At 71.2% G+C, this 12,525-nt stretch carries 12 protein-coding genes, 1 tRNA gene and 1 pseudogene; 11 read left to right on the top strand and 3 right to left on the bottom strand.

Annotation, left to right across the window (positions count from 1 at the left end; genetic code table 11):
- From ACZ7DL_RS03100 to ACZ7DL_RS03065, 8 genes are all read left to right on the top strand, one after another.
- Entirely contained in the window at window positions 1–561 is a 561-nt protein-coding gene (locus tag ACZ7DL_RS03100) for a NuoI/complex I 23 kDa subunit family protein (protein ID WP_470770940.1), read from the top strand.
- On the top strand, window positions 558–1,166 hold the full coding sequence (locus tag ACZ7DL_RS03095; RefSeq protein WP_470770939.1) for an NADH-quinone oxidoreductase subunit J family protein: 609 nt from the start codon (window positions 558–560) through the stop codon (window positions 1,164–1,166). Before ACZ7DL_RS03100 ends, ACZ7DL_RS03095 begins: the two co-directional genes overlap by 4 nt.
- Window positions 1,166–1,540 (top strand): NADH-quinone oxidoreductase subunit NuoK, encoded by a 375-nt coding sequence (gene nuoK, locus ACZ7DL_RS03090; protein WP_470770938.1) that lies wholly within the window; start codon window positions 1,166–1,168, stop codon window positions 1,538–1,540. Before ACZ7DL_RS03095 ends, nuoK begins: the two co-directional genes overlap by 1 nt.
- Entirely contained in the window at window positions 1,537–3,531 is a 1,995-nt protein-coding gene (locus ACZ7DL_RS03085; protein ID WP_470770937.1) for an NADH-quinone oxidoreductase subunit 5 family protein, read from the top strand. The genes nuoK and ACZ7DL_RS03085 overlap by 4 nt, the downstream gene beginning before the upstream one ends.
- Before the next feature lie 6 nt (window positions 3,532–3,537).
- Window positions 3,538–5,112 (top strand): NADH-quinone oxidoreductase subunit M, encoded by a 1,575-nt coding sequence (locus ACZ7DL_RS03080; RefSeq protein ID WP_470770936.1) that lies wholly within the window; start codon window positions 3,538–3,540, stop codon window positions 5,110–5,112.
- Window positions 5,109–6,626 carry an NADH-quinone oxidoreductase subunit N gene (locus tag ACZ7DL_RS03075; protein ID WP_470770934.1) on the top strand — a complete coding sequence of 506 codons (1,518 nt, stop codon included), beginning with the start codon at window positions 5,109–5,111 and terminating at the stop codon, window positions 6,624–6,626. The genes ACZ7DL_RS03080 and ACZ7DL_RS03075 overlap by 4 nt, the downstream gene beginning before the upstream one ends.
- A 189-nt stretch (window positions 6,627–6,815) precedes the next feature.
- Window positions 6,816–7,676, top strand: a complete 861-nt coding sequence (htpX, locus tag ACZ7DL_RS03070) for a zinc metalloprotease HtpX (protein ID WP_470770932.1) — start codon at window positions 6,816–6,818, stop codon at window positions 7,674–7,676.
- Window positions 7,673–8,065, top strand: a complete 393-nt coding sequence (locus ACZ7DL_RS03065; protein WP_470770931.1) for a YccF domain-containing protein — start codon at window positions 7,673–7,675, stop codon at window positions 8,063–8,065. The genes htpX and ACZ7DL_RS03065 overlap by 4 nt, the downstream gene beginning before the upstream one ends.
- Before the next feature lie 96 nt (window positions 8,066–8,161).
- On the opposite strand, the gene ACZ7DL_RS03060 is transcribed toward ACZ7DL_RS03065, so the two are convergent.
- Window positions 8,162–9,415 carry an APC family permease gene (locus ACZ7DL_RS03060; RefSeq protein WP_470770930.1) on the bottom strand — a complete coding sequence of 418 codons (1,254 nt, stop codon included), beginning with the start codon at window positions 9,413–9,415 and terminating at the stop codon, window positions 8,162–8,164.
- A 154-nt stretch (window positions 9,416–9,569) separates the two neighbouring features.
- Between ACZ7DL_RS03060 and ACZ7DL_RS03055 the strand changes: the two genes are divergently transcribed.
- Complete coding sequence (locus tag ACZ7DL_RS03055) at window positions 9,570–9,836, top strand: GlsB/YeaQ/YmgE family stress response membrane protein (protein WP_470770928.1); 267 nt, start codon at window positions 9,570–9,572, stop codon at window positions 9,834–9,836.
- Between the two features lie 55 nt (window positions 9,837–9,891).
- Here the strand turns inward: ACZ7DL_RS03055 and ACZ7DL_RS03050 are convergent, their stop codons facing one another.
- Window positions 9,892–10,380 (bottom strand): YajQ family cyclic di-GMP-binding protein, encoded by a 489-nt coding sequence (locus ACZ7DL_RS03050; protein ID WP_030174428.1) that lies wholly within the window; start codon window positions 10,378–10,380, stop codon window positions 9,892–9,894.
- 224 nt (window positions 10,381–10,604) lie between these two features.
- On the opposite strand from ACZ7DL_RS03050, the gene ACZ7DL_RS03045 reads away from it, so the two are divergent.
- Window positions 10,605–10,686: transfer RNA gene (locus ACZ7DL_RS03045), tRNA-Tyr, on the top strand.
- A gap of 64 nt (window positions 10,687–10,750) precedes the next feature.
- Here ACZ7DL_RS03045 and ACZ7DL_RS03040 read toward each other — a convergent pair.
- Window positions 10,751–11,078 (bottom strand): annotated as a pseudogene (locus ACZ7DL_RS03040) (site-specific integrase); the annotation flags it as partial.
- 224 nt (window positions 11,079–11,302) lie between these two features.
- On the opposite strand from ACZ7DL_RS03040, the gene ACZ7DL_RS03035 reads away from it, so the two are divergent.
- Window positions 11,303–12,469, top strand: a complete 1,167-nt coding sequence (locus ACZ7DL_RS03035) for a PP2C family protein-serine/threonine phosphatase (RefSeq protein ID WP_470770926.1) — start codon at window positions 11,303–11,305, stop codon at window positions 12,467–12,469.
- Window positions 12,470–12,525: the final 56 nt, after the last annotated feature.

Below are 12,525 nucleotides of genomic sequence, written 5' to 3'. Positions count from 1 at the left end.
ATGGCCCCCATCCCCGGTAGTGGCCTGGCCAAGGGCCTGGCCGTCACCCTGCGCACGATGACGAGGAAGACGGTCACCGAGCAGTACCCGGACGTCCTGCCCGAACTGCCGCCCCGCACCCGCGGTGTGATCGGTCTGTTCGAGGAGAACTGCACGGTCTGCATGCTGTGCGCCCGCGAGTGCCCGGACTGGTGCATCTACATCGACTCCCACAAGGAGACCGTCCCGCCCGCCGCCCCCGGCGGCCGGGAGCGCAGCCGCAACGTCCTCGACCGGTTCGCGATCGACTTCTCCCTGTGCATGTACTGCGGCATCTGCATCGAGGTCTGTCCTTTCGACGCGCTGTTCTGGTCCCCGGAGTTCGAGTACGCCGAGACCGACATCCGTGACCTCACCCACGAGCGGGACAAGCTCCGCGAGTGGATGTGGACCGTGCCGGCCCCGCCCGCCCTGGACGCCGGCGCGGAGGAGCCCAAGGAGATCGCCGCGGCCCGCAAGACCGCCGAGAAGCTGGCCGCCGCCCAGGCCGAGCCGGCCGAGCCGCAGGAGGGCGCGTCGTGACCCTCGCCGCAGCGACGGCCACCCTGGCCGCCCCCGCCCCGAACGGCTTCCTGTCCCCGACCGGCGTCGAGATCGCCTTCCTCCTCGTCGGCCTGGTCACCTTCGGCGCCGCGCTCGTCACGGTCACCACCCGGCAGCTGGTGCACGCCGCGCTGTGGCTGGTGGTCACGCTCGGCGGCCTCGCCGTGGAGTACCTGCTGCTCACGGCCGAGTTCATCGCCTGGGTACAGGTCCTGATCTACGTCGGCTCCGTCGTCGTCCTCCTCCTGTTCGGTCTGATGCTCACCAAGGCCCCCATCGGCCGCTCCCCGGACGCCGACTCCGGCAACCGGTGGGCCGCCCTGGCCGTCGCGACCGCCGCCGCCGTCGCCCTGGTGTGGGTGGTCGTGGACGCCTTCCGCACCACCTGGATCGACCTGGACGGCCCGGCCGCCGGCACCACCCGGGTCACCGGCGCGAGCCTGTTCCGGCACTGGGTGCTGCCCTTCGAAGCCCTGTCCGTGCTGCTCCTCGCGGCCCTGGTCGGAGCGATCGTCCTGTCCCGCAAGGCCGAGGCGGACACGGACGCCACACCTGCGGTCCCCGGGAAGGAAGGCGCCCGCTGATGCACCTCGCCTACCCCGCCGTCCTCTCCGCCCTCCTGTTCTGCACCGGCCTGTACGGCGTCCTCGCCCGCCGCAACGCGATCCTGGTCCTGATGTCGGTCGAGCTGATGCTCAACGCCGTCAACCTCAACCTGGTCGCCTTCGACGTCTGGCTCAGCCGTGCCGCGCACGAGACCCTGCACTCCGGCCAGGCGCTGGCCCTGTTCACCATCGCCATCGCCGCCGCCGAGATCGGCATCGGCCTGGCGATCGTGCTCGCCGTCTACCGCAACCGCGGCACCTCCGACATCGACAAGCTCCGCGACACCGCCGAGGGCCCCGAGACCGAGGACCCGGGCACCTCCGCGGCCGAGAAGGCTGAGGCCACCGCGTGACCACGACCACCCTCGCCGTCCTCGTCCCCCTTCTGCCGTTCCTGGGCGCCGCGGCCGGCCTGCTGCTCGGCCGCACCGCCCCCGGTTTCGTCCGTCCGCTCGCCGTCCTGCCGCCGCTGGTCTCGCTGGTGCTGGCCGCGCTGGTCGCCGTACGGCAAGGCGGCGACGCGGCCGTGGACGCCCACACCGAGCTGACGCCCACCGGCTCCGTCCCGATCGAGCTGGCCCTGCACATCGACGGCTTCGCCGCGCTCGTCGCCGTCCTGGTCGCCTTCGTCGCGACCTGCGTGCAGATCTACTCCACGGGCTACCTGCGCGAGGACCCGCGCTACCCCTCGTACGCCGCTCTCGTCTCCCTGTTCACCTCCGCGATGCTCCTGGTCGTCTACTCCGGCGACCTGATCGTGCTGCTGGTCGGCTGGGAAGTCATGGGCATCTGCTCCTACTTCCTGGTCGGCCACTACTGGGAGACCCCCGAGGCCCGCGCCGCCTCCCTGAAGGCCTTCCTGGTCACCAAGCTCGGCGACGTGCCGTTCCTCATCGGCCTGTTCGCCCTCGGCGCCGACGCCGGGTCGTTCCGCATCACCCGCGTCCTCGGTGCCGTGGCGAGCGGTGGACTCGACCACCCGACGCTGATCGCCCTGCTGCTGCTCGCGGGCGTCGCGGGCAAGTCGGCGCAGTTCCCGCTGCACACCTGGTTGCCGGACGCGATGGCGGGCCCGACGCCCGTCTCGGCGCTGATCCACGCCGCGACGATGGTCGCCGCCGGTGTCTACTTCATCGCCCGTCTGCTCCCGGTGTTCGAGGCCTCCCAGACCGCGATGGTGGTTCTCGCCGTCATGGCCGCCGTCACGATGGCCGGCTCCGGTCTCGCCGCGCTCGCCCAGGACGACATCAAGCGCGTCCTCGCCTACTCCACGGTCGGCCAGCTCGGCTACATGACCGGCGCCCTCGCCGTCGGCGACCGCGGTGCCGCCGTCTTCCACCTCCTGTCGCACGGCGCCTTCAAGGCGCTGCTGTTCCTCGCCGCCGGCGTGATCATCCACGCCGCCGGCACCAACTCGCTGGCCGCCATGTCCCGCATGCGCGGCCTGCGCGAGCGCATCCCGGACGCCTACTGGACGATGACCGTGGCGCTGCTCGCGCTCGCCGCGATCCCTCCCTTCAGCGGCTTCTTCTCCAAAGAGTCCGTCCTCGGCGCCGCCGAGCACGTGACCGCCGGCCACACCGAGCACGCCCCCGGCGCCGCCGGCTGGATCGTCCTCGTCGCCGGCCTGCTCACCGCCCTGCTGACCGCCGCCTACGCCGCCCGGCTGTGGCTGCTGGCCTTCCGCGGCCAGGGCACCGAGGCCCCCGATCACGGTCGCCAGCCGCTCACCATGACCGTGGTGCTGTGGGTCCTGGCGATCCCCTCCCTGGCCTTCGGCGGGTTCGCCTACCGCTCGCTGCCCGGCTGGTTCGACGGCCGCGACCTCACCCCGACCCTGCTCACCTCGGTCCTCGGCACGGGCCTCGCCCTGGTCGGCGGGCTCATCACCTACGGAGCCTGGCAGCGCACCTCCGCGCTCGCCGCCCGTGCCCCGCTGGGCGCCGTCGCCGCCCACCCCGAGGGCGACGCCGGACTGGTCGAGGCCGAGGCCATCGCCACCCACGAGCCGGCCTACGGCGACATCGCCCACGCCCCCGACCCGGCGGACCCCGGGCGGCTGCTGCTCGGCCCGCTGCACCGGCACGCGGCCGCCGGCTTCCACCTGGACGCCGTGTACTCGGCCCTGTTCGTCCGCCCGGTGCAGGCCGGCGCGAGTCTCGTCCGGTTCCTCGACCGCGAGGTCGTCGACACCTACGTACGCGGCGCGGCCGCCCTGCCCCGGCTGCTCGGGTCCGCCGTACGGCGCGCCCAGACCGGCAATGTGCAGACCTATGTGAGCGCGCTGCTCGCCGGCACCGTCGTCCTGGCGGTCGCCGTCCTCCTCGTCGCCACGGGAGCGTGAGCAGGCGTGATCGATATCAACGAGTCCGTGATGCAGTTCCTTCTGGCATTCGTCGTCGTCGGCCCGCTCCTCGGCGCCGCCGCTGCTCTCCTCCCGGCCCCGCCCGGACTGAAGGGGAAGTCCCCCGAGCAGGCCGTGCTGCGGCACGGCGTGACGGCGACCGGCGCGATCCTCATCGCCGCGATCGTCCTCGCGCTCGGCTTCGACCACGACCATCCGTCGAAGATGCAGGCCACGACCGACATCAGCTGGATCCCCGCACTCGACGTGCGGATCCACCTCGGCATCGACGGCATCTCCCTCCCCCTTCTGGTCCTGACCGCGCTGCTGACCTTCCTCTGCGCGCTCTACTCGTACTTCAAGCTGCCCTCGGGCCCGTCCCCGAAGGCGTTCGTCGCGCTGCTGCTCCTGCTCGAGTCCGGCACCCTCGCGACCTTCGCCGTCCTCGATCTGCTGCTGTTCTTCCTCGCGTTCGAGATGGTGCTCATCCCGATGTACTTCCTCATCGCCCGCTGGGGCGGCGAGGGCCGGACCCGCGCCGCGTGGAAGTTCATCCTGTTCACGCTGCTCGGCTCCGTCGTCATGCTGCTCGGCCTGCTCCTGATCGGGATCAAGGCGGGCACGTTCGACATGGTGGCACTCGCCACTGACAACGGCCGGTCGCTGACCGCATCCGTGCAGGTCATCGCCGTTCTGGCCATCGGGATCGGGCTCGCGGTGAAGACGCCGATGTGGCCGCTGCACAGCTGGCTGCCCGACGCCCACACCGCCGCGCCGACCGTCGGCTCGGTCCTGCTGGCCGGCGTCCTGCTGAAGATGGGGACGTACGGTGTCGTCCGGATTCTCCTTCCGGTGGCGCCGCACGGCTTCCACACCTTCGCGCCGTACCTCGCCGCCTTCGCCGTCGTCGGGATCATCTACGGGTCCCTGGCCTGCCTGGCCCTCGCCAAGCGGGGCGCGAAGGGCGACCTCAAGCGCCTGATCGCCTACTCCTCCGTCGGCCACATGGGCTTCGTCCTGCTCGGCATCGCCACCACGACCCCGACCGGCGTGAACGGCGCCCTGTTCGCCAACATCGCCCACGGCCTCATCACCGGCCTGCTCTTCTTCCTGGTCGGCGCGCTGAAGGACCGCACCGGCACCACCGACCTCGACACCCTCGCCGAGGAGACGGGCGCCGCGCTGTACGGCAAGGCCCCGCGCCTCGGCGGGCTGCTCGCCTTCGGCGCCGTCGCCTCCCTCGGCCTGCCCGGCCTCGCCGGATTCTGGGGCGAGATGCTGGCCCTGTTCGGCGCGTTCAAGCCCGCCGCCGACCTCAGCCGGCCCGCCTTCCTCACGTTCATGGCGATCGGCGCCTTCGGCACCCTGCTGACGGCCGCGTACATGCTGATCGTGGTCCGCCGCGTCTGCATGGGCGGCGCGGAGCGGGAGGTGCCGGAACTCGCCGACGTGCACGGGTACGAGTTCGCCGCCTGGACCCCGCTCGTCACCCTGACCGTCCTCGCCGGACTGTGGCCGAAGGCGCTGCTCGGCCTGACCGACCCGGCCGTGCAGCAGCTCCTCGCAGGAGGCACCAGATGAGCGCTCAGCCGCTTACCGAGTCGCTGGTCCAGTCCGTGGACTGGCTCGCGATCGCCCCGCCCACGCTCGCCGCCGTCGTGGCGCTCGCCGTCCTCGTCGCCGACCTGTTCGTGCCCGAGCCCCGCAAGGCCGTCCTCGGCTGGGTCTCGGTCGCGGGACTCGCCGCCTCGACCGCGCTGCTCCTGCCCCTCCTCGACGGCGACCGCAGCACCTTCTGCCTGACCGGCGGCACGCGCGCGTGCAGCTACACCGCCGACCACTTCACCCTCGTCATCCAGTTCCTGGTCCTCGGCGGCGCCCTGCTCGCCGCCCTGCTGTCGGTCACGAACCTCGACGACGACCGGCGGCGCATCCCGACGGGCGAGTTCTGGTTCCTGCTGCTGTCCTCCGCGGCCGGCGCCGCCCTGCTGCCCGCCTCCCGCGACCTGGCCACCCTGATCGTCGCCCTGGAGGTCGCCTCCCTGCCCGCCTTCGCCCTCGTCGGAATCCGGCACGGCGACAAGCGCTCCTCCGAGGCGGCCCTGAAGTTCTTCCTGTCCTCGGTCACGGCCACCGCGGTCAGCCTGATGGGCGTCAGCTTCGTCTACGCCTCCACCGGCACGCTCTACCTCACCCAGATCGCCCAGCGCCTGCCGCACACCGACGCGCAGCTGCACATCCTCGCCCAGACCGGTGTCGTCCTCACCCTCGTCGGCTTCGCCTTCAAGACGGCCGCCGTGCCCTTCCACTTCTGGGTGCCCGACACCTACGTGGGCGCGCCCCTGCCCGTCGCCGCGTACCTGTCCGTCGTCGGCAAGGCGGTCGGCTTCTCCGGCCTGATCCTCGTCACCGTCGTCGCGTTCCCGTCGTACGCCGAAGTCTGGGGGCCCGCGCTCGCCGCCCTGGCCGCTCTCACCATGACTGTCGGCAACGTCGCCGCCCTGCGCCAGCAGGCCACGCGCGCGTACAGCGCTGTACGGCTGCTCGCCTGGTCCTCCGTCGGCCAGGCCGGCTACCTGCTGGTGCCGATCGCCGCGGCCGGATACACCAAGGACGCCCAGAAGGCGATCGGCTCCACGGTCGCGTACGCCCTCATGTATGCCGCCGTGAACCTCGGTGCCTTCGCGGTGGCCGCCCTGGTGGGCCGCGGCCGGGCGCTGAACCGGATCAGCGACTACCGGGGCCTGTACGCCACCAACCCGGTCACCGCGCTCCTGCTGGCCTTCTTCCTGCTCTGCCTGGCCGGGCTGCCGCCGGGTGTCATCGGTCTGTTCGCCAAGGTCACGGTGTTCTCCGCGGCCGTCGACGCGGGCCTCGGCTGGCTCGCCGTCGTCATGGCCGTCAACGTCGTGATCGCCCTCTTCTACTACCTCCAGTGGACGGCCCTGCTGTTCCGCGCCCCCGAGGGCGAGCCCGCGCGGCACCGCGTCCCGGCCCCCCTCACGGCAGCCCTCGCCCTCACCGGCGTCCTCGGCGTCGCCCTGTCCGGAGCACCCCAGCTGGTCCTCCGCTTCGCGGCCACCGGCCTGTTCTGACGGCTCGCCACACGCGCGTGGGGACCCGTGCCCCACGCGCGCGGAGGGCCGTATGAGCACGTCACTCGTACGGCCGCCCCGCGTCGCCGCCTGCACCAGGGAACTCGTGGCCGCCGCCTGGCGTTGACCAGATCGGGAGGGTCCACTGGACCAAAGGGTTCCCCTGCTGCACGACTTGGAGGGCGTACCGTGCACCGCCGGCACAACGGGCTGAGGACCGCAGTACTCCTCGGGGGGCTGTCCGCACTCATCATTGTCATCGGCGGCCTCTTCGGCCGTACGGGACTGATCGTGGCGGTCCTCGTCGCGCTGGGCACGAACGCCTACGCGTACTGGAACAGCGACAAGCTGGCGCTGCGCGCGATGCGTGCCCGCCCGGTCAGCGAGTTCGAGGCCCCGGCGCTGTACCGGATGGTGCGCGAGCTGTCCACGCAGGCCCGCCAGCCCATGCCCCGGCTCTACATCTCGCCCACGGAGGCCCCCAACGCCTTCGCCACGGGCCGCAACCCGCGCAACGCCGCCGTGTGCTGCACCGAGGGCATCCTGCGCCTCCTGGACGAGCGCGAGCTGCGCGGCGTCATCGGCCACGAGCTGAGTCATGTCTACAACCGGGACATCCTCATCTCCTCGGTGGCCGGCGCACTCGCCTCGATGATCATGTTCCTGGTGAACTTCGCCTGGCTCATCCCGATCGGCCGCTCGGACGACGACGACGGCCCCGGCCTGCTCGGCATGCTCCTGATCATGATCCTCGGCCCGCTCGCCGCCACCCTCATCCAGCTGGCCATCAGCCGCTCCCGGGAGTACGAGGCGGACGCCTCGGGCGCCCAGCTCACCGGCGACCCGCTCGCTCTCGCCCATGCCCTGCGCAAGCTGGAGACGGGCACCCAGCAGCTGCCGCTGCCCCCCGAGCCCCGGATCGAGACGGCGAGCCACATGATGATCGCCAACCCCTTCCGCGCGGGCCAGGGGTTGTCCAAGATGTTCTCCACGCACCCGCCGATGGCGGACCGCATCGCCCGGCTCGAGAAGATGGCAGGCCGCCCGTGAAGACCATTCTCAACGTGATCTGGCTCGTGCTGAGCGGCTTCTGGCTGTTCCTCGGCTACCTGCTCGCCGGCGTCCTGTTGTGCATCACGATCATCGGCATCCCCTTCGGGATCGCCGCCTTCCGCATCGGGCTCTACGCCCTCTGGCCGTTCGGGTACACCACGATCGAGCGGCGTGACGCGGGCGCTCCCTCCTGCCTCGGCAACGTCCTGTGGCTGATCCTGGCCGGCTGGTGGCTGGCGCTCGCCCACATCGTCACCGGCATCGCCCTGTGCATCACGATCATCGGCATCCCGTTCGGCATCGCCAACTTCAAGCTGATCCCGGTCTCCCTGCTGCCGCTGGGCCGCGAGATCGTCCCCACCGACCAGCCGTTCGCGACGCGCTGAGCTCAGCAAGCCACCGTACGCGGGGCCGCCGCGGTTCGCGGGGCCGCTGCCGTATGCCGGGCCGCCGCCGTACGCGCGGCGGGTCCGCCGACGGCGTCACACCCCGCGCCGGCCCGCCCACCACCGTCGTACGCCGTAGGCCGCCACGCCGGCCGCGAGCACGCCCGCGCCGGCGGCCACCGAGGCCACGGGCAGCGCGAACGCCAGCGTGGCGCAGCCCACCAGACCCAGCACGGGCACTACACGGGACAGCGGGGCCGCGCTCAGCGTCCAGGCCGAGGCGTTGGCGACGGCGTAGTAGGCCAGCACGCCGAAGGAGGAGAAGCCGATCGCGCCGCGCACGTCCACCGTCGCGGCCAGCACGGCGACCACCGTGCCCACGGCCAGCTCGGCCCGGTGCGGCACCCGGAACCGCGGGTGCACGGCGGCCAGCGCGCCCGGCAGGTGCCCGTCCCGGGCCATGGCGAGCGTCGTACGCGAGACACCGAGGATCAGCGCGAGCAGTGAGCCCAGCGCGGCCACCGCCGCTCCGGCGCGCACCACGGGCACGAGCCCCGGCGCCCCGGCCGCGCGCACCGCGTCGGCCAGCGGCGCCGTCGCGTGCCCGAGCCGGTCCGCGCCGAGGACGGCGAGCGCGGCGACGGCCACGCACGCGTACACCACGAGAGCGATCCCCAGGGCGAGCGGGACGGCTCGCGGAATGGTGCGCTCCGGCTCGCGCACCTCCTCCCCGAGGGTGGCGATCCGCGCGTACCCGGCGAAGGCGAAGAACAGCAGCCCGGCCGCCTGGAGCACCCCGCCGGCACCCGACGGCAGACCGACGTCCAGCCGTCCCGCCTCGGCCCGCCCCGAGGCCAGGCACACCACGACGACGGCCGCGAGCACGGCCAGGACGACGGCCACGATCACCCGCGTCACCCACGCCGACTTCTGGATCCCGCCGTAGTTCACGGCGGTCAGGGCCGCCACGGCCGCGACCGCCACCGCGTGCGCCTGCCCGGGCCACACGTACGCGCCCACCGTGAGCGCCATGGCCGCGCAGGAGGCCGTCTTGCCGACCACGAAGGCCCAGCCGGCCACATACCCCCAGAAGGCGCCCAGCCGCTCCCTGCCGTACACGTAGGTCCCGCCGGAGGCCGGATAGCGGGCGGCGAGCCGGGCGGAGGACATGGCATTGCAGTAGGCCACCAAGGCCGCGAGGGCCAGCCCCGGCAGCAGCCCGGAGCCGGCCGTCCGCGCGGCCGGCCCCAGAGCCGAGAAGACGCCGGCCCCGACCATCGAGCCGAGGCCGACGACCACGGCGTCTCCCACGCCCAGAGTGCGCCGCAGACCGGCATCCGTACGCGTCATGCGCCGCACCCTACTGAGCGCGGCAACCGGCGGATGGATCCGTGACGTCCTCTTCATCGACACGGCACGAACACGCGCGCGACGCACGCGGGTTTTCACCGGAAAATCAGCGCCCGCCCAGTGCGGACACAGCGCGGAAGGGCAGGTTCACGGCATGAGCATCATCGGTTGGATCATCCTGGGACTGCTGGCCGGAGCCATCGCCAAGGTCCTCCTGCCGGGACGCGACCCCGGCGGCTTCATCGGTACGACCCTCATCGGCGTCGCGGGCGCGTTCATCGGCGGCTGGATATCGGCCCGCTGGCTGGACCACCCGGTCACCAAGAACTTCTACGACGGCGCGACCTGGGCCGCGGCCATCGGAGGCTCCCTGGTGCTGCTGATCGTCTACCGCATCCTGTTCGGCAACTCACGCGACTGAGCGCGGCGCGGCAGCGGGGAAGGGTGGGCACCACCGGGTGCCCACCCTTCCGCGCTCACCGGTAGTTCACGAACTGGAGCGCGAAGTCGAAGTCTTTGCCCTTGAGCAGGGCGATGACGGCCTGGAGGTCGTCGCGGCTCTTGGAGCTGACCCGCAGCTCGTCACCCTGGACCTGGGCCTTCACGCCCTTGGGGCCCTCGTCGCGGATGATCTTCGCCACCTTCTTGGCGTTCTCCTGGGAGATGCCCTCCTCGATCGACGCGAAGATCTTGTACTCCTTGCCGGAGAGCTGCGGCTCGCCCGCGTCCAGCGCCTTCAGCGAGATGCCGCGCTTGATCAGCTTGGACTGGAAGACGTCGAGGACAGCCTTCACCCGGTCCTCGGAGTTCGCCTCCATGAGGATCTTTTCACCGGACCACGAGATCGAGGCTCCCACGCCCTTGAAGTCGTAGCGCTGCGAGATCTCCTTGGCGGCCTGGTTGAGGGCGTTGTCGACCTCCTGCCGCTCGACCTTCGAGACGATGTCGAAACTGGAGTCGGCCATGTCCTGTGGCTCCTTGTATCGGGTGCGTATCGGGTGCGTACCGGCGTGCGCGGCGGCGACCGCCGGGCCCGGTGGAGCACCGGGCCGCATCCGCACCAGCCTAGCCACCCCGGGACCCGAGGGGTGGAGATCAACCGGGTGGCGAAGCACCCCCCTGTATCGGGTATTGTTTACGTCGTTGCCGGGGAGCACCGCGAAAGCGGGTTCGAACGGCAGTATTACCCGGCGGTGTGCCCGAGCGGCCAAAGGGAGCAGACTGTAAATCTGCCGGCTCAGCCTTCCCAGGTTCGAATCCTGGCGCCGCCACACGACCGAAAGGGTCTGTGATCAGCATCAAGCTGATCACAGACCCTTTCGTCGTTCACGGCTGCTACCTGCTTGCTACGGGTGCTTTTTCCAGCGTGTACACCCGGAACAGCACGGCCACGCTGTGGCCGGTGCGCGCGGCCACCTCCTGCGGTTCCACCCCGGAGTTGAGCCACGTGCTCACGGCGGCATGGCGAAGATCATATGGATGCTTCGCGAGCGGTGACGCGCACTGAGCGGGCGTGAGGGCGCGCGCGGGCTTCCGCCCACACCTCGCCGTATCCACTGTCCTGGATGAGGCCGCCGCGTTGCGTCTGGAACAGTCGCCCGCCGGGGGCGACGCCGTACGCCGTGACGTGCCACCGGAGCAGGTTCACGAGATCGGGCGGGATCCGCTCACGTTGAATGCCCAGCTACAGAGCGCCGTCCGTACCGTCTTAGGGGGTCGGGACCTTCATCGTCCGGGGCACCAGTGGGGCAGCCGGGCCCCTGTAGAAGGAAGTCGCAGATCGGAGTCTCTTCGTCGCGCGGCCTGTCCATGGGCCGGGCTGGTTCCGGGCTGCCCAGGGCCGCCGGCCGGGTGGAGCCGTAGGTTCCAGCGAGGCAGGCTTGATGCATGAAGTCGCTCTCGCGCTCACCCTCGTGGCCTGGAGCAGACGGTCATCACCGGGTCCTCTTCACGCTGATGCAGTGTGTGCCCTATCTGATCGCGCTGGCCGTGCTGGTCATCGAGCTCACTCCTGCGCACTTCATCTATACAGGGCCCTTTCTCACCGCTGTCCCGGCGCTGGCAGCCGTGACGCTGGGGCCCAAGGGCACCACAGCTGCGGCAGCCCTCGCGCTGGCGATCAGTGTGATCACCGCGACCTATAACGGGGCGTGGGGCACGCTGATGGTCTACAGCAACTTCCTGGCTCTGGCCTCGGTCTCCGTGGCTGGGTTCATCACCAGCCGCGCTATGCAGGAGCGCAGGCGGAGAGAACTCGACCGGGTCCGCCGGATCGCGGTGGCGGCCCAGGAGGTCGTGTTGCGGGCCGTGCCCGCGCGCCTGGGCCCACTGCGGGCCGGCAGCCTGTGTCTTGCGGCCGGGACCGGGGCGCGGGTGGGCGGTGATCTGTACGAGGCCGTGCAGACGCGCTATGGCGTTCGGATGATTGTTGGGGACGTGCGGGGCAAGGGACTGTCCGCGGTGCGAGCCGTCGCGGTGGCGCTGGGCGCATTCCGGGAAGCCGTGCACTACGAGGAGGACTTGGCGGAGGTCATGAACCGCTGTGCGGCTGCCCTGAGACGAGAAGTCTCCGTGCCAGGTGCGTATGGGCCGGAGGTTTTGCTGGAAGGGTTCACCACGGCGCTCATCGCACAGGTGCCGGATCAGCCCGTGGTACAGCTGGTCAACCGTGGGCACCCACCACCGCTGCTGCTGCACCAGGGCAGGGCTGCACCCCTGACACCGAGCCTGGCGTCGCCGCCGCTCGGTCTCGAAGACCTCATCACCGGCCTCCCCGAGAAGCCTGAGAGCTATGCGTTCCTCCCTGGTGACCGTCTGTTGTTGTACACCGACGGTGTGATCGAGGCGCGCGACCGCGCCGGCGAGTTCTTCGCCCTGCCGGAGGCCATGGAGCGGATAGGCGCCGACCCCGCCCCGCCGGAGTTCCTGGAGCGACTGCACCAAGCGCTGGCCCGTCATACCCGCGGCGATCTGGCGGACGATGTGGCGATGATCGTCGCCGACCGGTTATACGGCCTGCCAGGGGCACCTTCCGGCGGGGCAGACGTGGGGTGACCGTCGTTCTCGGCTACGAAAGCGCAGCTCGGAGGTTGTCCTCCGCACGGACTGCA

This window comes from Streptomyces sp. NPDC036984, assembly GCF_055607665.1.
The sequence above is the reverse complement of the archived record's forward strand: the minus strand, read 5'-3'. Positions and strand labels throughout refer to the sequence as shown.

What these genes read in the sequence shown, in the direction of transcription:
- nuoK (WP_470770938.1), top strand. Translation starts at nt 1,166, where the DNA reads ATGCACCTCGCCTACCCCGCCGTCCTCTCCGCCCTCCTGTTCTGCACC.
- ACZ7DL_RS03035 (WP_470770926.1), top strand. Translation starts at nt 11,303, where the DNA reads ATGAAGTCGCTCTCGCGCTCACCCTCGTGGCCTGGAGCAGACGGTCAT.
- ACZ7DL_RS03075 (WP_470770934.1), top strand. Translation starts at nt 5,109, where the DNA reads ATGAGCGCTCAGCCGCTTACCGAGTCGCTGGTCCAGTCCGTGGACTGG.
- ACZ7DL_RS03100 (WP_470770940.1), top strand. Translation starts at nt 1, where the DNA reads ATGGCCCCCATCCCCGGTAGTGGCCTGGCCAAGGGCCTGGCCGTCACC.
- ACZ7DL_RS03060 (WP_470770930.1), bottom strand. Translation starts at nt 9,415, where the DNA reads ATGACGCGTACGGATGCCGGTCTGCGGCGCACTCTGGGCGTGGGAGAC.
- ACZ7DL_RS03050 (WP_030174428.1), bottom strand. Translation starts at nt 10,380, where the DNA reads ATGGCCGACTCCAGTTTCGACATCGTCTCGAAGGTCGAGCGGCAGGAG.
- ACZ7DL_RS03055 (WP_470770928.1), top strand. Translation starts at nt 9,570, where the DNA reads ATGAGCATCATCGGTTGGATCATCCTGGGACTGCTGGCCGGAGCCATC.